Source organism: Thermosipho atlanticus DSM 15807 (assembly GCF_900129985.1).
Classification (GTDB): Bacteria; Thermotogota; Thermotogae; order Thermotogales; family Fervidobacteriaceae; genus Thermosipho_A; species Thermosipho_A atlanticus.
Genome location: NZ_FQXN01000003.1, coordinates 100,537 through 123,851, shown reverse-complemented (window position 1 = coordinate 123,851; position 23,315 = coordinate 100,537). Strand labels below are relative to the sequence as shown.

At 30.9% G+C, this 23,315-nt stretch carries 21 protein-coding genes and 1 riboswitch; of the genes, 16 read left to right on the top strand and 5 right to left on the bottom strand.

All coding sequences use genetic code 11. The annotated features are described in order from the left end of the window. Positions 1 to 20: 20 nt before the first annotated feature. From BUB65_RS04610 to BUB65_RS04590, 5 genes are read right to left on the bottom strand one after another with little or no spacing between them, the layout of a single operon-like run. Complete coding sequence (locus BUB65_RS04610; protein ID WP_073072994.1) at positions 21 to 659, bottom strand: class II aldolase/adducin family protein; 639 nt, start codon at positions 657 to 659, stop codon at positions 21 to 23. Positions 660 to 674: 15 nt separating this feature from the next. After that, positions 675 to 1,493, bottom strand: coding sequence for a 2-amino-4-hydroxy-6-hydroxymethyldihydropteridine diphosphokinase (gene folK, locus BUB65_RS04605; RefSeq protein ID WP_073072771.1), 819 nt, complete (start codon positions 1,491 to 1,493; stop codon positions 675 to 677). Further along, positions 1,490 to 2,866, bottom strand: a complete 1,377-nt coding sequence (locus tag BUB65_RS04600; RefSeq protein WP_073072768.1) for a pyruvate carboxylase subunit B — start codon at positions 2,864 to 2,866, stop codon at positions 1,490 to 1,492. The genes folK and BUB65_RS04600 overlap by 4 nt, the downstream gene beginning before the upstream one ends. 15 nt (positions 2,867 to 2,881) lie before the next feature. Next, entirely contained in the window at positions 2,882 to 4,972 is a 2,091-nt protein-coding gene (gene infB, locus BUB65_RS04595; RefSeq protein ID WP_073072766.1) for a translation initiation factor IF-2, read from the bottom strand. Positions 4,973 to 5,010: 38 nt separating this feature from the next. Then, positions 5,011 to 5,220 carry a DUF3783 domain-containing protein gene (locus BUB65_RS04590; RefSeq protein ID WP_073072764.1) on the bottom strand — a complete coding sequence of 70 codons (210 nt, stop codon included), beginning with the start codon at positions 5,218 to 5,220 and terminating at the stop codon, positions 5,011 to 5,013. Between the two features lie 225 nt (positions 5,221 to 5,445). Between BUB65_RS04590 and BUB65_RS04585 the strand changes: the two genes are divergently transcribed. From BUB65_RS04585 to gcvPB, 16 genes are all read left to right on the top strand, one after another. Next, complete coding sequence (locus tag BUB65_RS04585; protein ID WP_073072762.1) at positions 5,446 to 6,075, top strand: queuosine precursor transporter; 630 nt, start codon at positions 5,446 to 5,448, stop codon at positions 6,073 to 6,075. A 39-nt stretch (positions 6,076 to 6,114) separates the two neighbouring features. Continuing rightward, positions 6,115 to 7,260, top strand: coding sequence for an aspartate-alanine antiporter-like transporter (locus tag BUB65_RS04580; RefSeq protein ID WP_073072759.1), 1,146 nt, complete (start codon positions 6,115 to 6,117; stop codon positions 7,258 to 7,260). 110 nt (positions 7,261 to 7,370) lie between these two features. Then, positions 7,371 to 7,547: riboswitch (Lysine riboswitch) on the top strand. A gap of 71 nt (positions 7,548 to 7,618) precedes the next feature. Continuing rightward, complete coding sequence (locus tag BUB65_RS04575; RefSeq protein ID WP_073072757.1) at positions 7,619 to 8,587, top strand: aspartate-semialdehyde dehydrogenase; 969 nt, start codon at positions 7,619 to 7,621, stop codon at positions 8,585 to 8,587. Then, a complete protein-coding gene (gene dapF, locus BUB65_RS04570) occupies positions 8,584 to 9,297 on the top strand; it encodes a diaminopimelate epimerase (RefSeq protein WP_073072755.1) in 714 nt (237 codons plus the stop codon). Before BUB65_RS04575 ends, dapF begins: the two co-directional genes overlap by 4 nt. Next, the gene (gene dapA, locus BUB65_RS04565) at positions 9,290 to 10,171 is read left to right on the top strand and encodes a 4-hydroxy-tetrahydrodipicolinate synthase (protein WP_073072753.1); all 882 of its coding nucleotides are present in this window, start codon (positions 9,290 to 9,292) and stop codon (positions 10,169 to 10,171) included. The genes dapF and dapA overlap by 8 nt, the downstream gene beginning before the upstream one ends. After that, positions 10,168 to 10,818 (top strand): 4-hydroxy-tetrahydrodipicolinate reductase, encoded by a 651-nt coding sequence (locus BUB65_RS04560; RefSeq protein WP_073072751.1) that lies wholly within the window; start codon positions 10,168 to 10,170, stop codon positions 10,816 to 10,818. Before dapA ends, BUB65_RS04560 begins: the two co-directional genes overlap by 4 nt. Continuing rightward, positions 10,818 to 11,519, top strand: coding sequence for a 2,3,4,5-tetrahydropyridine-2,6-dicarboxylate N-acetyltransferase (gene dapD / locus BUB65_RS04555; protein WP_073072749.1), 702 nt, complete (start codon positions 10,818 to 10,820; stop codon positions 11,517 to 11,519). Before BUB65_RS04560 ends, dapD begins: the two co-directional genes overlap by 1 nt. A gap of 4 nt (positions 11,520 to 11,523) precedes the next feature. Further along, on the top strand, positions 11,524 to 12,723 hold the full coding sequence (locus BUB65_RS04550) for an aspartate kinase (RefSeq protein WP_073072747.1): 1,200 nt from the start codon (positions 11,524 to 11,526) through the stop codon (positions 12,721 to 12,723). 5 nt (positions 12,724 to 12,728) lie between these two features. Next, positions 12,729 to 13,877 carry an aspartate aminotransferase family protein gene (locus BUB65_RS04545; protein ID WP_073072745.1) on the top strand — a complete coding sequence of 383 codons (1,149 nt, stop codon included), beginning with the start codon at positions 12,729 to 12,731 and terminating at the stop codon, positions 13,875 to 13,877. 508 nt (positions 13,878 to 14,385) lie between these two features. Then, entirely contained in the window at positions 14,386 to 15,078 is a 693-nt protein-coding gene (gene ubiE, locus BUB65_RS04540; RefSeq protein WP_073072743.1) for a bifunctional demethylmenaquinone methyltransferase/2-methoxy-6-polyprenyl-1,4-benzoquinol methylase UbiE, read from the top strand. A gap of 68 nt (positions 15,079 to 15,146) precedes the next feature. Beyond that, positions 15,147 to 16,280, top strand: coding sequence for a DegT/DnrJ/EryC1/StrS family aminotransferase (locus tag BUB65_RS04535; protein WP_073072740.1), 1,134 nt, complete (start codon positions 15,147 to 15,149; stop codon positions 16,278 to 16,280). 15 nt (positions 16,281 to 16,295) lie between these two features. Beyond that, positions 16,296 to 17,774: an apolipoprotein N-acyltransferase gene (gene lnt, locus BUB65_RS04530; protein WP_073072737.1), complete on the top strand. Its 1,479-nt coding sequence runs from the start codon at positions 16,296 to 16,298 to the stop codon at positions 17,772 to 17,774. 26 nt (positions 17,775 to 17,800) lie between these two features. Beyond that, a complete protein-coding gene (locus BUB65_RS04525; RefSeq protein WP_073072734.1) occupies positions 17,801 to 19,096 on the top strand; it encodes a nicotinate phosphoribosyltransferase in 1,296 nt (431 codons plus the stop codon). 112 nt (positions 19,097 to 19,208) lie between these two features. Continuing rightward, entirely contained in the window at positions 19,209 to 20,522 is a 1,314-nt protein-coding gene (gcvT, locus tag BUB65_RS04520) for a glycine cleavage system aminomethyltransferase GcvT (protein ID WP_073072731.1), read from the top strand. Positions 20,523 to 20,540: 18 nt separating this feature from the next. Continuing rightward, a complete protein-coding gene (gcvPA, locus tag BUB65_RS04515; protein ID WP_073072729.1) occupies positions 20,541 to 21,860 on the top strand; it encodes an aminomethyl-transferring glycine dehydrogenase subunit GcvPA in 1,320 nt (439 codons plus the stop codon). A 12-nt stretch (positions 21,861 to 21,872) separates the two neighbouring features. Beyond that, the gene (gene gcvPB, locus BUB65_RS04510) at positions 21,873 to 23,315 is read left to right on the top strand and encodes an aminomethyl-transferring glycine dehydrogenase subunit GcvPB (RefSeq protein ID WP_073072727.1); all 1,443 of its coding nucleotides are present in this window, start codon (positions 21,873 to 21,875) and stop codon (positions 23,313 to 23,315) included.

Here is a 23,315-nt window from a genome sequence, read left to right as displayed (position 1 = left end):
CTCTTAATATCTCAATTCAATTATCTAACATCTTTTCTAATCTGTCTATAGCTATTTAAATACTTATTCCTTAGTATACTTGCATCTTTATCATTAATAACGTTAAAATTGCCAATATTCAAAGCATACAAAAATATTTCAGCCGTTTTTTCACACACGAGGCTAGCAGTTAAAGCTTCATTCAAATCTGAACCAACAGTAATCAAACCATGATTTTTTAAAATTACTGCATGATTATTTCCAAGAGCCCTAACTACATTTTGAGCTAATTTGTTTGTTCCAGGCAAAGCATATTCAGCAACATTTATTTTAGGTCCAAGAATCATTACTGCATCCTCAACCAATGGAGGAATATAACTTGTAATAAGTGAAACAGTAGTAGAAAAAACTGGGTGGGTATGGACTATCGCATTTACATCTTCTCGTGAATTATAAATTTCCAAATGTGTTGGTAATTCTGAAGATGGTTTTAAACCAGATACGTGTGTACCATCAATCTTTACAACTGAAACATCTTCTTCTTTTAAAACGTTATATGGAACACCGGAAGGTGTAATATAAATTAACTCTCCATATTTTAAAGAAACATTCCCCCAAGTTCCTTTAACCAAATTATTTTTAACGATAAAATTTACAGCCTCTAAAATTTTTCTTTTCATCACAACTATTCCTCCTCAAATGTTTTTTAGATTCCATTCCAGTTTTCTCCAATTGATACTCAAATTTGAAAAATATTCAAACATTTTTTTAGAACTAATAGGATGAACAAAATCTTTAGATATTTCATACATAGGTGCAATAAAAAAATCCCTATTTTCAAAATCATAATGAGGAATCTTTAAATTCGGTAAATCAACTACCAAATTACCATAAAATAAAATATCAATGTCTATATTTCTAGGTCCCCATTTTATTTCTCTTCTTCTTCCCATTTTCTTTTCAATGTACAACAAAGTGTTTAACAAATTTGTTGGTGATAGATCTGTATCTATTTCAATTACAATATTATAAAAATCGTCTTGTTCTTTATATCCATATGGTTTTGTTATATACAAACTTGAAATACTGATTATCTCAATATTATTTTTTTGAATCTCTTCTAAAGCATTTTTTAAATTTTCTTCCCTTTGACCTAAATTACTACCCAAACCAAGAAAAATTTTCCCTTTTACCCTTTCCAAAAGGACAGTTGAAAAGACATAATCATCATGTGAAAGTGATACATGACAAAAGTTGAATCCCTTAAAATCTTTATGAAAAACCGCATATGGCTTTCCAAACTTGTTATTTACAAAGGAAACATCTTTAAAAGAATTTTCACCTAAACCTGTACCTATAGCTTTAAAAAAAGATTCTTTAAGTGAAAAACGCCCAGCTAAATATTGGGCGCTTAATTTTCCATTATCTTTTTCTAAATCTGTTAATATCCTTCTTTCAATTTTTAAGTTAATTCTTTTGATATTTAATATGTCATTACCAATCCCAACAATCAAATAGGGTAACCTCCTCCAAATTCTTCAGCAAGGTTCAAATCAACCAATATTCTTTCTTCATATTTTTCTTTTAAGTATTTTCTTCCAACTTCACCTAAGATAATATAAATTAACAATTCTTCATCATTTGAAGCAAGTATTCCTATATTCTTTCTTGCTGCTTCAACTTCAGGTTCTAATAAATCTGCAGGTCTACATTCAATTGGTTTTTCATTACCTAATATTTTGCGTATTAACTCTTTATCAATCGGCGCTGGAGGCCTTCCATACATACCCTTTAAATAATTTTTTACCTCATTCGTTACTTTCGAATATCTCTCACCAGTAATTACATTTAACACCGCCTGGACTCCTACTATTTGACTAGTAGGTGTAACAAGAGGGGGATAACCTAGTTCTTTTCTTACTCTCGGAATCTCCTCTAAAACTTCAGATAATTTATGTAACATTTTTTGTTCAGAAAGTTGCTTTACCAAATTAGAATACATGCCTCCTGGAACCTGAGATACTAAAATTCTATAATCAATACTTGTCATCCCTACATCGTATTCTCGATATTTTTCCCTAACTTTCTTAAAATGCCCAACCAAAAATTCTATGTTTTTCCAATCAATTTCGGGCAGCTTCCTATACTCCTTAACAGAATAATACAAAGATTCAAATGGCGGTTGTGAAGTTCCAAGGGCAAATGGTGAAAGTGCTGTATCTAGAAAATCTACTCCAGCTTCAACGGCTGCAATATAATTCATGCTTCCAAGTCCAGAAGTACAGTGGGTATGAATTTCAATAGGAATTGAAAATTCTTTTTTCAATTGCCGAATAAGTTCATAACTCATCTTAGGTGTTAATAGTCCAGCCATATCTTTAATACACAATGAATGAACTCCTCTTTCAACAAGTTGCCTTGCAAAATTTAAATAATATTCAATCGTATGTACTGGACTAATAGTATACGAAATTGCTCCTTGCACATGCACTCCTGTTTCCAAAGCCACTTCGATACTTTTTTCTAAGTTTCTAATATCATTTAACGCATCGAAAATTCTTATTTTTTCTACACCATTTTCAACTGCTTTTTTTACAAATAGTTCCACAACATCATCAGCATAATGCCTATAACCAACAAGATTCTGACCTCTTAATAACATTTGTGTTTTTGTATTCTTTAAGTTCTTTTTTATAATCTTAATCCTTTCCCAAGGATTTTCCTTAAGAAAACGAACACAAACATCAAAAGTTGCACCGCCCCACACTTCCATAGCATCAAAATTTAATTGGTCCATACTTGAAAGTGCAGGGAGCATATCTAAAGTTCTCATTCTAGTCGCAATTAATGATTGATGTCCATCTCGCAATGTTGTATCTACAAACATTTTAGATTCCCCTTTTTATTCTTTTTCTTCATCAAAAGTTAGTTTTCTATTCACTTTTTTTGTAATAGCAAATTCTAACTCATCTCCCTCTTTAATATCATCGAAATTCTCCAATTTTATTCCACACTCTTGAGGAGCATCAACCCTTTTAACATCTTGTTGATAATGTTTTAAAGATTCTATTTTTCCTTCAAAAATTAATTTCCCACCTCTATACAACCGTGCAAGTCCAGTTTTTTCAACATAACCTTCATACATTTGCACTCCAGCAATAGTTCCGACTTTTTTAATTTTAAATATTTTCTTAACTTCTCCTCTACCTGTAATTTCTTCGACCTCTTCAGGTTCAAGCATTCCTTCAAGAGCTGCTTTTAAATCATCGATTAATTTATATATAATTGTATATGTCTTTATTTGAATACCTTCCGTTTCAGCCATTTTCCTTGCTTGACTATCAGCTTTAACTCTAAAACCTAAAATTATAGCATCGGAAGCAGAAGCAAGCATTACATCACTTGAAGTAATGGCACCTACACCAGAGTGAATAATATTAACTCTGATCTCTTCACTTTGCAATTTATTTATCGCATTATTTAATGCCATAACTGAACCTAATGTATCAGCTTTTACAATTAATTTTAGCTCCTTTTGTTCTGTTTGTTCCATCATTTTCAAAATTTCTTCTAGTTTTAAATGTCTTTTTCTTTTAAGTTCTTTCTGTTCTATCTCTCTAATTTTTTCTGTTATTTCTCTAGCTTTTTCTAAACTTTCAACCGAGTATATAACACTATGGGCATCTGGTAATTCTTCAAAACCCACAATCATAACTGGAGTAGATGGTCCAGCTTCTTTAATCCTTTTTCCTTGATCATTTACCAAAGCTTTTACTTTACCTTTAACTTTTCCGGCAATTATATAATCTCCAACTTTTATTTTTCCATCTTTTATTATCGCATTAGCAACTGGCCCAAACCCTTTATCAAGCTTTGTTTCAATTGTAACTGCTCTTACAGGACCTTCAGGTATTGCTTTTATTTCCTGCATTTCAGCTACCAACAATATCATTTCAAGTAAAGTATCTACATTTTCTCCCTTTTTAGCTGATATAGGAACCATTATTGTATCTCCACCCCATTCTTCAGGGATCAGTGAAAGTTTGTTTACAAGTTCTTGTTTAGTTAATTCTACATTTGCATTTGGTTTGTCTATTTTATTAATAGCCACAATTATTGGAACATTTGCAGATTTTGCATGGTCATATGCTTCAACTGTTTGAGGCATGACACCATCATCAGCAGCAACAACTAAAACAACTATATCTGTTGCTTGTGCCCCACGAGCTCTCATCTCAGTAAAAACTTCATGACCCGGTGTATCAATAAAAGTAATTTTTTTACCATCTATTTCTACTTGATAAGCCCCTATACTTTGTGTAATACCACCTTCTTCTCTTTCAGCTACTCGCGTTCGTCTTATATAATCCAATAAAGTTGTTTTTCCATGGTCTACATGTCCCATTACAGTAACTATTGGAGGCCTTTCAACAAGCTTATCTTTATTTTTATAATTTTCTTCGAAATATTTTTCAATCTCTTCTAATGGATTTTCTCTCGTTTCAGCTTTTACTTCTTCCACATCAAATCCTATTCTTACATCGTACATTTTTGCAATTTTCTTTGCAAGTTGTAAATTCAATTTTTGACCAGGTTTTAAAACTTCACCTTTCATAAAAAAGTCTTGTATTATTCTATTTTGAGGTATATTAATTTTTTTGGAAAATTTATCCAACTTTAAATCATCTTCTGTTATCGTTATCAAAGGTTTCTTCTTATCTGGTTTTATTTTTGAACCTTCAGATTTTCTTCCAGTCTTCTCCTTTATTTCCAATTCCTCTTCAAGTTCTATAAATTCCTCATATTTGCTTATATCATCAACCTCTTCTTCATCTGACTTACTGTACATTTCCAGCAAAATGTTTACAGTTTCTTCATCAATATAACTCATATGGCTCTTTATTTCTATGCCTAGTTCTGCTAACTCTTTCATTAATTCTCTTGTGTCCATTTCCAATTGCCTTGCAAGTTCATATACTCTTAAACGTCCCAAAAAACTCACCTCCTATGTTACGTTTCCATTATAACACATCACTTTTCTTTCCTTAATTTTTTCATTTCTTCATATTCTTTTTCCAATTCTCTTAACAGAACTTCCAATGACCATTTCATGTTTGTCGGTGTAGAAGTAGCAAAAATTAACTCTTTATCGGGGAAATTTTCTTTCAAAACTTTTATAGCTTTTTTAATTTCAACGTCCTTAAAACCATGTAATATGATGAAAGATTTTTCTTTCTTCATTTTTCCAACTCCTTTATATATTCTATATTTATTTTAACATCTTTTCACGATTATATGTTCTTTTTTTACTTAATAATCTTTTACAAAAGTTAACAAAAATTAACAATAAAAATTCGATGCAGAATTAAACAAGAATATAACTTTTTAAACATATTTGTTACTTGAAAATCCTTTAAAATCTTTTAAAATTAAAACTCGGATATAAAATAAAAAGGAGGAACATAAATGGAAAAAACAACTGAAAAACTTTTAGTCTTAACAGGTCTTTTCACCTCAATAATTATTATCTCCAACATTATAGCAGGTAAATTAGTAAATATAGGTCCATTTGTAATCACTCTTTCTGTATTAATCTATCCTTTGAGTTTCTCACTTTCAGCTATTATACTTGAGATTTTCGGCGAACAAATTGCCAAAAAAGTTATATATACAGGTTTTCTTTCATCATTTCTTCTAGTAATTTTTTCTTTTATAACTATCATATACCCTCCTTCTTCAATATTCAAAAACAACGAAGCTTATTTAATTGTTTTCAATTCAACCCCTCGAATCATTTTTGCGAGCTTTCTTGCCTACTTTTTTGCACAAAATATAAACCTTTGGGCATTCAATTTTTCGAAAACACTTTTTAAAAACGAAAATGTATATTTTAGGAATTTTTTCTCAATGTTTTTAACACAATTCGTAGATTCCTTTATTTTTGTTTCCATATCATTCTTTGGTACATACGAAGCTAATCAATTAATCAACATGATCTTTTCACAATATATAATTAAATTAACATTCTCAATATTGAATAGTCCAATTATCTCATTCACAATTAAAAAACTTAAAAAAGATTTAGTATTCGAATAACAAATGATATAATAATAAAAAATATCTCAGAGGTGCTTCATGTTAAACAATCCAATTTTTCTCATTTTCTTATCAATTTTCTTGGGTTTAACAATCGGAAAAATCAAAATATTTAAATTTAAACTCGGAGTATCTGGAACTCTTTTCACAGGTTTAATTTTAAGTTGGCTTTCAAGCAGACATTTAACTTCTGTACCAACTTCTTTAATAAATGGATTAAATAGTTATTTTAAATTTTCACTAATATTGTTTGTATCGTCTATTGGATTAATTGCAGGAAAAGACATTAAAAAAACGTTTAAAATTTACGGTTTAAAGTTTATTCTTCTAGGTTTCATTATTACATCCACAGGATTCCTATTAATCTTTTTAACTTCCTTTATAACAAATTTTGATAATTTTCATCTGTTAGGTCTTTTTTCAGGAGCATTAACCAGTTCACCTGGCCTTGCCACAGCTTTAGAAAATTTTCCAAATAATTCAAAAATAATCTTTGGATACTCAATTGGATATGTTCCTGGTGTTCTTGCAGTTATTTTCTCTACTTACATTATTCCAGTAATTTTCAAGAATAACTCGAAAAAAGAATTTGAAAATTTTTCTAGAAAAGATTTTAAAATATCAGAACAAAATCCGTATTATTTTGACTTTTTAGGATACTCATTAATTGTTATTTTAGGTCTCATAATTGGAAATATAAAAATAAACGTAAAAATTTTTGACTTTTCACTAGGAATAACTGGAGGGATTTTAATTTCCTCCCTCTTTTTTGGTTCCATCGAGAAAATTTGGATTTTTAACTTCAAGTTTAATAAACAAATTTTAAAAATAATACAAAATTTTGGTTTATTGCTCTTTTTATCAACAGTTGGACTTAAATCAGGTTATTATGTAATTAATGCCTTAAGTTTTGATGCATTTTTATTAATGATTCTTTCTTTTGTAATTGCAATGATATCAATAACTGTAGGATTATTATTTGGTAAATTTATTTTCAAAATAAACACACTAATCTTAACTGGTTCAATCACTGGAGGTATGACAAGCACTCCTGGTTTAGCAGCTGCAATTGATTCAACAAACTCTGAGGAAGTAATACTAGGATATGGCGCTACTTATCCATTTGCACTAATAGGAATGGTAATTTTCAACAAAATTCTTTCTTATCTTTTTTTGAGTTATTAGCATTTTACAAAATTTACAATTTGATTCATTATATGCTAATAAAACATAATTTTGTTTACATAAATGTAACACAAAAAACAAAAAAAATATGTAAAATATAGTAAATAGTTTTAGCGATCGGAGGCGCGTCCGAGATGAGTAGGATTTCCCATCAATGGGAGATATTGGGGAAATCCGAAAGGCGAGGACGCCGAAGGGTGTGAGGTTTCTCCCACCTCACATACCTGGGGGTACAGGGAATACCTGTACCACTGTCACGGCTAACTCCGTGGAGAGCCGATCGCTGCGAAATTTGAATTAATATTTTTCGCAGCGTTCGCCTCTCCATGAGGCGAATTTTATTTTTGGAGGTGTTCAAATGAAAATTGGAATTGTTGGTGCAACAGGTGAAGTTGGAAGAATGATGATTAAGGTACTTGAAGAGTACAAAATCCCCATTGATACTTTAAAACTATTTGCTTCAAAAAAATCCACAAAAAGAACTCTTACTTTTAAAGGAAAGGAAGTACAAGTGGAAGAGCTCACTGAAGATTCCGTGAAAGAAAAATATGATTTTTTACTATTTTCGGTAGCAGCACAAATTTCAAAAATTTTTGCTCCAATTGCTGCTAAAAGTGGAAACGTTGTTATTGATAATTCTTCAGCATTTAGAATGGATAAGGATATACCATTGGTTGTCCCTCAAATTAATGGCAATCTAGTAAAAAACTACAAAGGAATTATTGCAAATCCAAACTGTTCAACAATTCAAATGGTACTTTCGCTATACAAGGTTCACGAAAAATTTGGAATTGAAGAAATATTTATTTCAACCTATCAAGCAGTTTCAGGAGCAGGACACAAAGCAGTTATTGAATTACAAAATCAATTAGATGGAAACAACGAAACTAAAGTATTTCCAAAACAAATTGCACATAATGTAATTCCTTTGATTGGGGATTTAAAAAATGATAATTTTTCAGAAGAGGAATATAAAATCATTAATGAAACCAAAAAAATTTTAAATGACGTTACCATTAAAATCTATCCAACAGCAGTGAGAGTACCAGTATTTTATGGACACTCTGAAGCAATTGTAGTAAAAACTTCTCGGCCATTTATTGATATTTCAAAAATTAAAAAAGCCATGGAAGAATCGCAAGATGTAATTGTCACAGAGGACATTTTAACTCCTATTGATGCAGCAGGAACAGATTTTGTTTTTGTATCACGCTTGAGAAAAATAGATAACAATAGATTTTCTTTTTGGAATGTTGCTGATAATATAAGGGTCGGTGCAGCTACAAATGCTGTAAAAATTTTGATGTACATGGTGGGATTATCATGAAAGTTGAAAAATTTACAGCCACTGGAAACACTTTCTTAGTTTGTGACATTGTCAATAAAGGATTATCTGATGAACAGAAAAGTGAATTCGTTCTTAAAAACTCCCAAAATCGCGATGGAGTTTTGTTCGTAGAAAAGAAAGGTAACTCCTATTTTATGGATTATTTCAACAAAGATGGTAAAAGAGCACCTTTCTGTGGGAATGGGGCAAGAACATTTTTGCTTTATTTAAAAAAGACTGGTTATGTAAAAAGCGAAAAAGTAAAATTTAACACATATGCTGGTGAAGTATCCGGTATATTGACCGAAAACGGTGTAATGATTAAAATGCCTGAACCTACCCGTCCAAAACAAATTACTGTTAACGATTTTAATGGATATCTTTTGTCTGTTGGAGTTCCTCATTTCGTTACTTTTGTAAAAAATGTAGATGAGATTGATGTTCTTAACATCGGGAAAATGATTAGAATAAAATTAGATGCTAATGTAAATTTCGTACAAATAATCAACAAAAGTACTTTAAAAATTCGTACTTTTGAACGTGGAGTTGAAAATGAGACACTCGCCTGTGGTAGTGGAGCAACTGCTAGTGCGTATGTATTTAACACTAATAATATTAAAAAAATAACAACCTTAGAAAAAGGTGGAAAACTATTTGTTCATTTTCAAGAAGACGGGATTTATTTAGAAGGAGGTGTTGAAAATGTTTGAAGGAATTGGAACAGCAATAGTTACGCCGTTTAAAGATGGAAAATTAGATATAGAAGCATTTGAAAAACTTTTGAAATTCCAAATTGATAATCATATTCAAGCTATAGTTGTACTAGGGACAACGGGAGAAGCACCAAACATTAATTTAAAAGAAAGGGAAGTTCTAATCAGCAAAGCAAAAGAAATTTGCGATGGAAAAGCAAAGATTATAGTTGGAGCAGGTTCAAATGGGATCAATCACACCATGGAATTGGTTAAAAACGCTGAACAATATGATGTAGATGGTCTATTAATTGTTACTCCATACTACAATAAACCAACTCAAAATGGACTATACGAATATTACAAATACATTTCAGAACATACAGATTTAGAAATAATTATCTATAACGTTCCTGGAAGAACAGGTATTAACATACTTCCAGAAACAGTGTATAAAATTGCAAATGATTGTAAAAATGTAAAAGCTTTAAAAGAAGCTAATTCTTCATTTGAGCAAATTAACAAAGATCTTCTACTTTTAAAGCAAATTGATAACTTTAAAATCTTCTCTGGAAACGACGACACAGCATTTCAACTACTTGCAAGTGGAGGTCATGGAATAATTTCTGTTGCTTCAAATATCATTCCTTGGCAAATGGTACAAATGTTTAACGCTATTAAAGAAGGAAATATTGAAAAAGCTCGAGAAATTCATTTTACATATTATCAACTATTTAAAAGCCTCTTTGTTGAAACAAATCCCATACCAGTTAAAGCTGCTTTATTTTTAATGGGATTTATTAATAATGAACTTAGATTACCACTCGTTCCAGCCTCAGAATTAACCTTAAAGACAATAAATGAAACATTAAGAGGATGTGGAATAATATGAATTTTGGAGTTATAGGTTACAAAGGAAGAATGGGAAAATTAATCTTGGAACTTTTTCAAGAACATAATCACACTCCAGTTTTATTGGTAGACAAAAACGAAATAATTGAAAAAGAAAAACCAGATGTTATAATCGATTTTTCTAATAAAGATGCTTTGGAAACAACAATATATTTTTGTAAAAAATATTCAAGTAATCTTGTAATTGGAACAACTGCTTTAAAAGAAGAACATTTCAAACTTTTGAAAGAATTATCAGAAAATGTTGCTGTTGTTCAATCTTATAATTTTTCAATTGGAATAAATATTTTACTTGATATTCTAGAAAAATATTCTAAAATTTTCGAAAAATGGGATTGTGAAATTGTAGAAACACATCATTCAAAGAAAAAAGATAAACCATCAGGAACAGCTATTTTATTAAAAAATACAATTAATAGAAATTTAGAGATTCATTCATTGAGGCTTGGAGGAATACCCGGAGATCATGCTATCTTTTTTTCCAATGAAGGTGAACTTATTCAATTTAGCCATAGAGCTCTATCAAGAAAAGTTTTTGCACTTGGAGCTTTAAAAGCCGCAGAGTTTGTTATGAAAAAAACTAGAGGCTTTTTTACCTTCAAAGATATTTTAAAGGAGGAGATTTGATGGATACTCAAGAAATAATAAATTTAATAACAAACTCTAAAAAAAAGACAATAACCACCGCATATATACAAGGAAATTTAGAAAATCTTGATTTTGGTGATCTCGAATTTTTTGGCAATGAATCTTTTGGCATTTTATTTGGTGAGTATGAAAATATACTTAAAATAATCCAGTCAAATAAAGAAAAAATTGCAAAATACAAACTGGACGTAAAAGCAAGAAATTCCGCGATTCCATTAGCAGATATCACAAAATTTAATGCTCGTATAGAACCTGGAGCAATTATCAGAGAAAAGGTTAAAATAGGGGATGGAGCTGTAATCATGATGGGAGCTGTTATTAACATCGGAGCAGAAATTGGGAAAAAAACAATGGTCGATATGAATGCAGTAATTGGTGGAAGAGCTATTATTGGAGAAAACTGCCATATCGGTGCTGGAGCAGTAATAGCTGGAGTAATTGAACCACCAAGTGCTAAACCAGTGATCATTGAAAATAATGTAATGATAGGTGCAAATGCAGTGATTTTAGAAGGCGTAAAAGTAGGTGAAAACAGTGTAATCGCTGCTGGTGCAGTAGTTATTGAAGATGTCCCACCAAATTCTGTAGTTGCAGGAGTTCCAGCAAAAATCATTAAAAATGTTGATAAACAAACAAAGCAAAAAACTCAAATAGTTGACGGATTAAGACAACTGAGGTGATTAAATGATCGTTGTTCAAAAATACGGTGGCTCATCGATCGCTGACAAAGAAAAAATCTTAAATGTTGCAAAAAGAATTAAAAAAAGGGTTGAAAATGGAGAAAAAGTTATTGTTATTGTTTCAGCCATGGGAAAGACAACTGACAAATTAATAGATTTGGCAAAATCGATAAGTAATAAACCTCATCCAAGAGAAATGGATATGCTACTTTCTACTGGTGAACAAGTTTCAATTGCTCTTCTATCAATCGCTTTGAATGAACTTGGCATCAAGGCAAAATCTTTTAATGCTTTTCAATTGAATATTCAAACAACTCACGATTATACAAAAGCAAGAATAAAAGATATAGATTCTGATAAAATTTTACGAGAACTTAACGAAAATTCAGTAATCATAGTTGCAGGATTTCAAGGTGTTACTAAACATGGGGATTTAACTACTCTTGGAAGAGGAGGTTCAGATACAACAGCTGTCGCAATCGCCGCAAAATTGAATACATCCTGCGAAATTTATAGTGATGTCGAAGGAATTTATACATGTGATCCTAGAATTGTTCCAAATGCAAAAAAATTAACTTATATTACATATGATGATGTCCTAGAATTGTCTTCATTAGGTGCAAAAGTTCTTCATTCAAGAGCAGCTGAACTTGCTAAAAAATATAACGTTAAGTTATACTGCGCATCGTCATTTTCAGAAGAGGAGGGAACATGGGTGGTAGATAAATTGCCAGAATGGCTTGAACAACCTGTTGTAACTGGTGCAACAATTGAAAGAAACCAAATAAAAATTACAATAAATAACCTTCCTAAAGATGATGTAATTTTGAAAAAAATATTTAAAGAACTGAGTGAAAAGAACATAAACATTGACATGATTTCAATGTTTTCAGATGCAGATAATTTTCATCTTTCATTTTCAGTTCTAAATGATCTAAAAGATATTATTGAAAATTCTATTAAGCAAATCGACTCATCAATAAACATTTCGTATCAAGGACTTTTTGATAAAGTATCCATAGTGGGGGTTGGAATGAAATCAAGCCCAGGTGTTGCAGCAAGATTTTTTAAAGTTTTGGCTGACAACAGTATAATGCCTGAATTAGTTACAACTTCTGAGATAAAAATTTCTGTTTTAGTTTCAAAGGAAAAATCAGAACAATTGTTAAGAAAACTGGTGAAAGAATTTTCATTGGGGAGTTGAAAAAAATGTATATTGCCAACACCTATAGAAGAATTCCCATAATCATCGAAAGAGGAGAAGGAATATGGATCTATGATACATTAGGAAACAAATATCTTGACACTTTTTCTGGAATAGGCGTACTATCTTTTGGACATTGTGACGAAATAATTAATAACGCTATAAGGGAAAAAATTAGTAAATTTACTCACATTTCTAACTTTTTTGTTGATAACGATGCGCTATTTGTAGCCGAAAAATTAGTTAAAGAAACTAAAAAAGATGGAAGTGTATTTTTCGCAAATTCAGGTGCCGAAGCAAATGAAGCAGCATTAAAAGCTGTTAAAAAAAATAAAAAAGGATTAATTATATCTTTCGAAGGAAATTTTCATGGAAGGACATTAGGTGCACTATCCATCACTGGTTTTCCCGCTATAAGAAAACAATTTGAGCCATTATTAGATAATATAGTATTTCTGCCCTTTAATGATCCAACTACATTAAAAACATTTTTGGAAAAAAATGGTCACAAAGTGTCTGCTATATTTGTCGAAAGCATTCATGGAAGTGGAGGCCTTGATGTAGTAAATAAAGAAGTTATAAATGTTATAAATCACTACAAAAATATATACAATTATATAATTGTGGCAGATGAAGTACAAGCAGGACTAGGAAGAACTGGAAAATTTTATTCTTACCAACATTTCAATTTGGAAGCAGATATAATTACCGTTGCAAAATCATTAGGTGGAGGGCTTCCTCTTGCAGCCACAATATTTACTGGCAAATATAAAACAATTTTTTTGCCCGGGGAACATGGCTCAACTTTTGCTCCAAATCCCGTTGCATTAGCAGCAGGTAAAACTGTTCTTCAAAGAATTACAAAGGATTTTCTAAAAGAAGTGGAACAAAAAGGAGTTTACCTAAAAAAACAGTTATTAAAACTCAAGGAAAATTTTGGCGTAATAAAAGAAATCAAAGGTCTCGGATTAATGATTGGTATAGTTATCGAGTCAAAAAAGATTGATAACATTATTGAAATTGGACTTAGAGAAAAAATATTGTTAAACATTGTAAAGGGAAATACTATTAGGTTATTACCACCACTAGATATCACAATATTTGAAATTGATGAACTTCTTTCTAGACTAAAAAAGGTATTGAGTCAGTTATAAATTTGGATTTAAATTAAGGTATTTTCTAGTATACTATCTTTCCAAAAAAATTGTTAGATTATTTGTAATTATTCTCGTCAATATAATCAAGTATTGAAACAAGAATTCTAATTTCAAAAAAACCTAAAAGCTATCTAATTAAGCCTAAGTATTGCTAATATTTTAATAGCAACACCAAATTCTGCCCTGTTTGAAATAATGGTTATTACCTCAAGTCCTTTCCATTTATACCTTGGAAATTAATCAGTGTTATTATTTTCCATGTTGTTTATTCACTTCCTTTATGATAAAGGCATTTTATTTTTGTATACCCTTCAAGGAAGAGAAATGCTAAATTGCTCTTCTTTGAACTTGTAAAGTAGAAAAAGTTATAAATTAAGCACCTTTCAAAAATCAAAAGTCTAAAAAAAGATTGTATAATCGTTTATAATAAAAAATGTTGTATAATCTTTAAACATAATTCAGTATTAATTATTAAACACAAAAAATTTTCTTATAGGAGAATACCATGAATAACAAAAAAAGATTGGTTCATGAACTTTTTCAAAATATTTCATCTAAATACGATAAAGTGAATTCAATAATGTCATTTGGAATGGATAATTTATGGAGAAAAAAAGCTATAAAATTAGTAAAAATTAGTAAAAATGATGTCTGCCTGGATCTTTGTTGCGGAACAGGAAAATTTACAGAGCTAATCTCTGAAATACTGGGAGATAAAGGTTTTATATATGCACTTGACATATCAGAAAACATGCTCGAAATTGCAAAGAATAGAATTAATAAACAAAATATTAAATTTATTCTTGGAGATGCTACGGAAACTCCATTTGAAAATAACTTTTTCGATGTAGTTACCATGGGATGGGGGTTAAGAAATATCCCCGACATCCACATGGTTTTGACTGAAATATATAGAATTCTCAAGGTTGGTGGACGATTTGTTTTGTTAGACATGGGAAAACCAAATACCTTTTTAATAAAAAATTTTTATTGGTTCTATCTAAAAAAAATAGTACCGTTGATAGGAAAAATAGTAACCGGTAATAAAGACCCTTATATATATTTCTACAAATCTATCGAAAATTTCCCTTCTTCAACTGAAATAAAAGATTTATTATCGAAAATAGGATTCAAAAATACTAAATCTGTAAATCTAGCTCTAGGTGCCGTAAGTATCATTTATGGTGAAAAATACTGATCATACCTTTTATATATATATGATATACTTATATTAAAAGAAAATATCTTAAATTTGGGGGTTTTAAAATGAAAATACCTCTTTCTAATTCTTACTTAGATGATGAAGACATTACAGAAGTTTTAAAAGTTTTAAAAAGTGGTAGACTAGCTCTTGGGCCGTATTTAGAAAAATTTGAAAAGATAGTAGCGGACTTTATTGGTGTAAAATACGCAATTGCTGTGAATAGTGGAACTTCAGCTTTGCATTTAGTACTTAAATCATTGTCATTTTCTTCACAGGACATTCTTCTTGTTCCTTCATTTACATTCATTGCTTCTGCTAACGTGGCTTTATTTGAAAACGGATTACCAGTTTTCATTGATGTCGAAAAAGATACTGGAAACATTGATCCTGAATATTTAGAAAATTTTCTTGAAAAAGCATTTTCCGGAAAAACAAAATATAATCCTAAAAAAATTAAATTTCTCATGGCAGTAGATATCTTCGGCCATCCATTGGATTGGGAAAAAATTGAAAAAATTGCAGAAAAATACAATTTAACTATAATTGAAGATTCATGTGAAGCATTAGGTAGTGAGTACAAAGGAAAAAAATGTGGAACTTTTGGAAAAGCAGGAACCTTCGCTTTTTATCCCAATAAACAAATCACAACCGGTGAAGGTGGAATTATAGTAACAAATGACGAAAAAATAGCAACCCTATCAAAGGCTATGAGAAATCAGGGAAGAATGGGAAACGGTTGGTTGGATCACCATGTTGTTGGGTTTAACTATCGTTTAGACGAAATGTCAGCCGCATTGGGTTATTCACAGATGAGAAAAATTAAAAAAATAATTCAAAAAAGAAAAGCAGTAGCAGAATATTACAATAAAATTTTAACATTTGTAGAAAATCCTGTCGTAAAAAATTATGTAACTAACATGTCATGGTTTATTTATGTTATAAAACTTCCAGAAAATTCTAACAGAAAAAAAATTATCGAATATCTTGATAAACATGGAATTCAAACTAGAAACTATTTCGCACCTGTTCATTTGCAACCTTTGTACCAAAAACTAGGTTGGAAAGAAGGAATGTTACCAGCTACCGAAGAATTGTCAAAAAAAACTTTGGCATTGCCTTTTTATACAAGTTTAACTAGAGAACAACAAGACTTTGTTGCATACCATTTGAAAAAAGCTCTAGAATTATTTAGTTAGAAAAGGGGCGATTATATGATTTTTGTTTTTCTTTCATCTATATTAACAGCATTATCTATGCCCGGTTTTTTTTGGGGTGGATTAGTTTGGTTTTCACTAATACCTCTGTTCAGTGGGCTCGAAAAAAAATCATACTGGTTGAAAGTTCTCTATATTTTCCTATTTTTCTATACATTCTTTTTCATTTCCCTTTATTGGGTGATTCCCGTTTTAACAAAAAATCTTCCAGAATTTTTTGGAAGATTCAATAGTATAGTGGGTTTTGGTGCATTCTTACTTTTGTGTCTACTTGAGACACTCCCTTTTCTTTTATTTGCAGTTTTATATGCATACTTCATTCCTAGAATCAAAAATAATATTCCAAAAGCTTTATTTGTTGCTTCAATATATTCAATTTCAGATTTCATTAGAGGAATTGGTGACTTAGGTTTTACTGGTGGGAGATTATCTGACGCACTATTTAAAGACATCGGAATTATACAATCTGTAGCTTTTATTGGAACAATTGGTTTAACTTTTTTAATTGTACTTGTTAATTATCTTCTTTATCTCAATTTTAAAAATTTAAATAAATTTGTTCCTATAATGTTTCTCACAATTTCTTCAATATACCTTATTAACAACTTTATTTTAAATGTACTACCAACCAACAAAGCTAACATTCCTATAGTTGCGGTTCAAACAAACTATGATCAGCATGTAAAATATTCCATAACTAACCAAAAAATTCTAGAGGATATTGAGCAAATATTAAAATCAACCCCAAATTATCTTCATGTATTCCCAGAGGCGACTTTCCCAACAAGTGATATTCGAAACACAAACATTAATGAATTTTTCAAAAACATAAGTTACAAAAAACCAATTATTATTGGATTTCCAACCTACGATGACGATGGAAAAATATATAATAGTGCAGTTGTATACTCAAACGGAAAATATATAGGGAAATATGATAAAATAAGATTATTTCCATTTGTTGAATTCCTCCCATATGAAAAGATTTTCAAAACATTTTCATTCCTAAAAGGAGTTTCATATTTTAACGAAGGAAAAAGTTTCAAAATTTTTGAAATTAACAATTTTCCACATACAGGTATTCAAATTTGTTTTGAATCTTATTTTGGTGAAATTTCAAGAAATCTTACAAATCAAGGAGCTGAAATTTTATTTGTTATAACTAACGATGGATGGTACAAATATAACACCGCACTCTGGCAGCATTTTTCAAAAAGTATTTTTAGAGCTGTAGAAAACCGTAGATATGTTGTCCAAGTTTCAAATAAAGGAATTACAGGAGTTGTCGATTATTTTGGAAGAATAAACCAAATCATACCACTTCGCTCCGAAAACTATGCAATATTCAATATAAAAGCTGAAAATAAAACTACTATTTACTCAAAATATGGGGATTGGTTTATTTATATTGCCCTAATTTGTTCATTCATTATTCCCATAGTATACAGAAATAAACCTTCCAAAAAATTCTTTTAAAAGTGCAAACATAAGGAGGGTAAAATATGAAAAGACTTCATCCAAAAGTATTTAAATTACCTATAGACAAAATCAGAATGGGATATTACTCTGATAAGTATTTCACTCGCTATATTGAAATTCTAAAAAAAGATAATCATCATCCAAGAGTATATTACCAATTTTTCCCAAGACAAGATAGCATCATATGCGGACTTGATGAAGCACTAGCTATTCTAAAATATGGAACAGGATATTATAAAGATGAAGAAAAAGCAAATGAAATTTTTTCTGAAATTTTAAAAATTGATAAACAAATGCAAGGTTATTCGGTGGAAGGGAATGTGAAAGAAATAATAAACTTAACCAAGAAAAAATGGGATTTGAGACTAAAACTCAATAGTATTTGGGTAGACAAATGGGAAGAAATAGAAGTCAAAGCAGCCTTTGATGGTGAAAAGATTAACGAGGGAGATCCTATTCTAACAATAGAAGGTGATCCAACATATTTTGGTTATCTTGAAACTGTTTTGTTAGGAGTAATTGCAAGAGCAAGTAGCACAGCAACAGCTGTTTACAAAGTAGTCAAAGCAGCTAATGGAAAACCTGTATTATTTTTTAGCGCAAGATTTGATCATTTTTGGCTTCAAGCAACAGATGGATATGCCGCATTGAAAGCAGGAGCGTTTGGTGTATCAACTGATGCTAACGCTGATTATTGGGGAATTGAATCTATGGGTACAATTCCGCATGCATTAATTGCAGCTTATTTTGGAAAAACTGAAGATGCATCGATTGCATTTGATAAATACATGCCAGAACATGTAAATAGAATTTTTCTTGTTGACTGGGATAATGATGTGATAAATACCACCATCAGAGTAGTCAAAAAATTTTATGAACACATTATCGGAAAAGAATTTATTGTTGGTAAAACTGATCCTTCACCAATTATAGGATCAGGAAAAAACAAAATTTGGGGAGTACGATTTGATACTTCAGGTAACTTAAGAGATAAATCTGTCGTTCCTAAAGATGAAAGTTCTTTTGGTGTTTGTCCCGAACTTGTCTGGCGAGCAAGACAAGAATTTGATAAATTGGGACTAAATGATTTAAAAATCGTTGTTTCCGGCGGTTTTGACGAAAAAAAGATTGAATTATTCGAAAAACTCCAAGTACCTGTTGACGTATATGGAGTTGGTTCTAAACTTTTAAGGAAAAAAGTTGATATAACTGCCGATATTGTAGAAGTAAATGGAAAACATTGTGCTAAAGTAGGACGATATAAAAAAGATGCATCACACTTGACAAAAGTACCACACAAATACTGGGACAATGAATAAATTTGTAATTTTCAGTTTTATTGCTCAAATTGTTTCTAATCCTTTTTAGTTACATTAAAAAGAATTTTATCAACTCAAATTTAAATGTTAAAATAAAACAGGAGATGATATTATGTGGAAAAAATTAAAGGAAATCGAAGGTGAAACTCAGGCTAAAATGCTTGAGGATTTTTTGAATAGTAATGGTATTCCAGCTGTTACTAAAATTATAGATGGTCCTTTTCCAAAAGCATATTTTGGATCTTCTTCATTTTTTGCAGTCTATGTTATGGACTCAGATCTTGAAAAAGCTCAAGAACTATTAAATTCACTAAAAAAGGAGGAATTTGAGGTGAAATACACTGTTTTACATGATGAACACTTAAAATTAGGTGCAAAAATGGTAGAGTTTGCTGGATTTCATATGCCAGTGCAGTACAAAGGTATAAAAGAAGAGGTTTTATCTGTTCGAAATAACGTTGGAATGTTTGATGTTTCCCACATGGGAGAAATTTCTATAAAAGGAAAAGATTCAACAAATTTTGTTAATTTTTTAATTACAAACGACTTTGAAAATTTGAAACCTGGTGAAATTGTTTACACTGCTATGTGTAACGAAAATGGTGGTTTTATTGACGATTTACTCGCATATAAAATTTCTGAACAAGAAGCAATGTTAGTTGTCAATGCTTCGAATATTGAAAAGGATTTTCAATGGATGCAGTCAATTGCCGAAAAATTTGACGTTGTTTTACAAAATAAATCTGATGACTATAATCTTATAGCAGTTCAAGGGCCAAAAGCACAAGAAGTACTTCAAAGTCTAACAAATATAGAACTTGAAAAAATTGAATATTACACCTTCGAATTTGGTGTTATAAATGGAATTGAAGCTATTATATCAAGAACTGGTTACACTGGTGAAGATGGTTTTGAAATTTACACAACTGACAAAGAAGGAATAATAGCTTTATGGAAAAAACTCCTTGAACTTGGAGTTGAACCGGCTGGTTTAGGAGCACGTGATACCCTACGATTAGAAGCTTCATTACTCTTGTATGGTAACGACATGGATGAAACAGTTACTCCGTTAGAAGCAGGTATTAAATGGGCAGTAAAATTTAATAAAGAATTTATGGGAAAAGTTGCACTTGAAAAACAATTAGAAGAAGGATTAAAAAGGAGATTAAAAGGTTTCAAATTAATAGATAAAGGAATTGCAAGACATGGTTATAAAATTTTTAAAGAAGATGAAGAAATTGGTTATGTAACAAGTGGGACATATTCACCAACCTTAAATAAAGCAATTGGAATGGCCATGTTAAAAAAAGGAATAAAAGTTGGTGATATTGTGGAAATTGAAATTAGGAATAAACGAGTCAAGGCAGAAATTGTTAAAATGCCCTTCTACCGTGGAAGCGTTAAAAGCAAAAAGAAAAAACAATAAAATGAAAGGATGGTGAATATGCACAAATATATTCCCCATACTGAAAAAGAAATCGAAGAAATGTTAAAGGAAATTGGCGTTAGTACTATTGAAGATTTGTATGTAAATGTTCCAAAAACCATTGAAAATTACAAATTAGAAAATGGAAAAGATGAATTCACTGTAAAAAAAGAAATTGTAAAATTAAGTAAACAAAATAAAGTATTTGAACTAGAAAACATTTTTATTGGCGCAGGAATATATTACCATTATATTCCAACAATTGTTGAAACTTTATCTAACAAACAAAACTTTGTGACAGCATATACACCATACCAAGCAGAAGTCTCACAAGGTACACTTCAAGCTCTCTTTGAATATCAAACAATGATGTGCGAACTCACCGGAATGGAAGTAGCTAATTCATCAATGTATGATGGTGCTACAGCACTTGCTGAAGCTATTTTAATGGCTGTAAGAATAAATGGTAAAAGAAAGATTCTGATCTCTTCTGCTATAAACCCTGAATATTTATCCGTAAGTGAAACATACTGTAAACCTCAAAATGTACACTTAGAAAAAATAAAATGGAGTGAAACTGGAACAATCGATCTAGAAGAATTGAAAAATAAAATTGACGATGAAACTTCGGCAGTAGTTGTTGGATATCCTAACTTTTTTGGAATAATCGAAGATTTAAAAATGATTAAAGAGTTATTACCTGAAAAAATATTGTTTATAGTTGTTTCCGAACCTATTTCATTATCAATTCTTGAAGCTCCGGGCAAATTTGGTGCTGATATTGTCGTTGGTGAAGGACAAGCACTTGGTGTTACACCAAACTTTGGTGGCCCTGGAATAGGCTTTTTCACTACGAGGGAAAAATATGTAAGAAAGATGCCAGGCAGAATTATAGGTGAAACAAAGGATGTTGAAGGGAAAAAAGGATATATAATGATACTTCAAACAAGAGAGCAACACATAAGGAGAGGAAAAGCAACTTCAAATATCTGCTCTAACCATGCTTTAATGGCTTTAGTAAATGCTATTTACATATCTACTATGGGACCAGAAGGTTTGAAAAAAGTAGCAAAAATGTCATATAATGCCTCGCATTATTTAGCAAGAAAACTTGAAGAGAAAGGATACAAAAAAGTTTTTGATGGACCTTTCTTTAATGAATTTCTTTTTGATGCAGGTGAAGATTACATAAGCAAATGGCATAAACTAACAGAAGAAGGTATTTTAGGTCCTCTTCCATTGGAAATAGTATTACCTCAATTTAAAAATAACGCTCTTGCATGTTGTACTGAAGTTAATACAAAAGAAAGTATAGAAAACCTACTAAAATATTTTTAAGGAGGGGACTATATGACCATATTCGAAATTTCTAAGAGTGGTAGAATTGGTTTTCAATTACCTGATAATAATATAGATGATTTTGAATTAGAAATTCCTGAACATTTGATTAGGAAAGATAAACCAAGACTTCCTGAGGTCAGTGAAGTCGATGTTGTAAGGCACTATACTAACTTAGCTTTGAAAAATTATTCGGTTGATGTCGGATTCTACCCACTTGGTTCATGTACGATGAAATACAATCCAAAAATAAACGAAAAAATGGCAACACTTGACGGATTTACAATGATCCATCCTTATCAACCTATCGAAACTGTACAAGGCGCCCTCAAACTCATGTACGAACTCAAAAATATGCTCTGTGAAATAACAGGGATGGATGATCTTAGTCTTCAGCCAGCCGCAGGGGCTCACGGAGAATTAACGGGGATCCTTATAGCCAGGGCGTACCATTTAAGTAGGGGAGATATCAAAAGAACAAAAGCTATTGTACCAGATAGCGCGCACGGAACAAATCCTGCTTCTGCAAGAATGGCTGGATTTGATGTTATTGAAATAAAATCTGGCCCTGATGGCAGAATTGATCTTAATGAACTTGAAAAAGCATTAAATGAAGAAGTAGCAGTTTTAATGCTTACCAACCCAAATACACTTGGACTTTTTGAAAAAGATATTTATAAAATTTCTAAAATGGTTCATGATGCAGGAGCACTTTTATATTACGATGGTGCAAATTTAAATGCTCTCTTAGGGAGAACTAGACCAGGCGATATGGGATTTGACATTGTTCACTTAAACCTTCATAAAACTTTTAGCACCCCACATGGTATGGGAGGACCAGGCAGTGGACCCGTGGGGGTTAAAAAACATCTTGTTAAATTTTTACCTATTCCAGAAATTATTTTTGAAAATGGTAATTATAAATTAAACTATGACAAACCTGAATCCATTGGTATGATTAGAAGCTTTTATGGTAATTTTTCTATAATGGTAAGGGCATACACTTATATTAAAACAATGGGAAATGACGGTTTGAAGCACATAGGTAATATGGCGGTTTTAAATGCAAATTACTTAAGAAAGAAAATTGAAAAAATCATGCCCATCGCCTATCCTGGAGTATGTATGCACGAATTTGTTTCAACCTGTGAAAAACTTACAAAAGAGACAGGTGTGAAAGCTCTTGACATTGCAAAAAGACTTCTTGATTATGGAGTTCATGCGCCAACAATGTATTTCCCATTAATTGTGCATGAAGATTTTATGATAGAACCAACAGAAACTGAAAGTAAAGATACTTTAGACAATTTTGCTAAAATATTGGAAAAGATATTTAATGAAGCGAGAGAAAACCCAGAATTAGTTAAAAACGCTCCATATAACACCCCAGTTAAACGCTTAGATGATGTCACAGCATCGAGAAAACCTATATTTAAATTTAAATTTGAGGGGTGA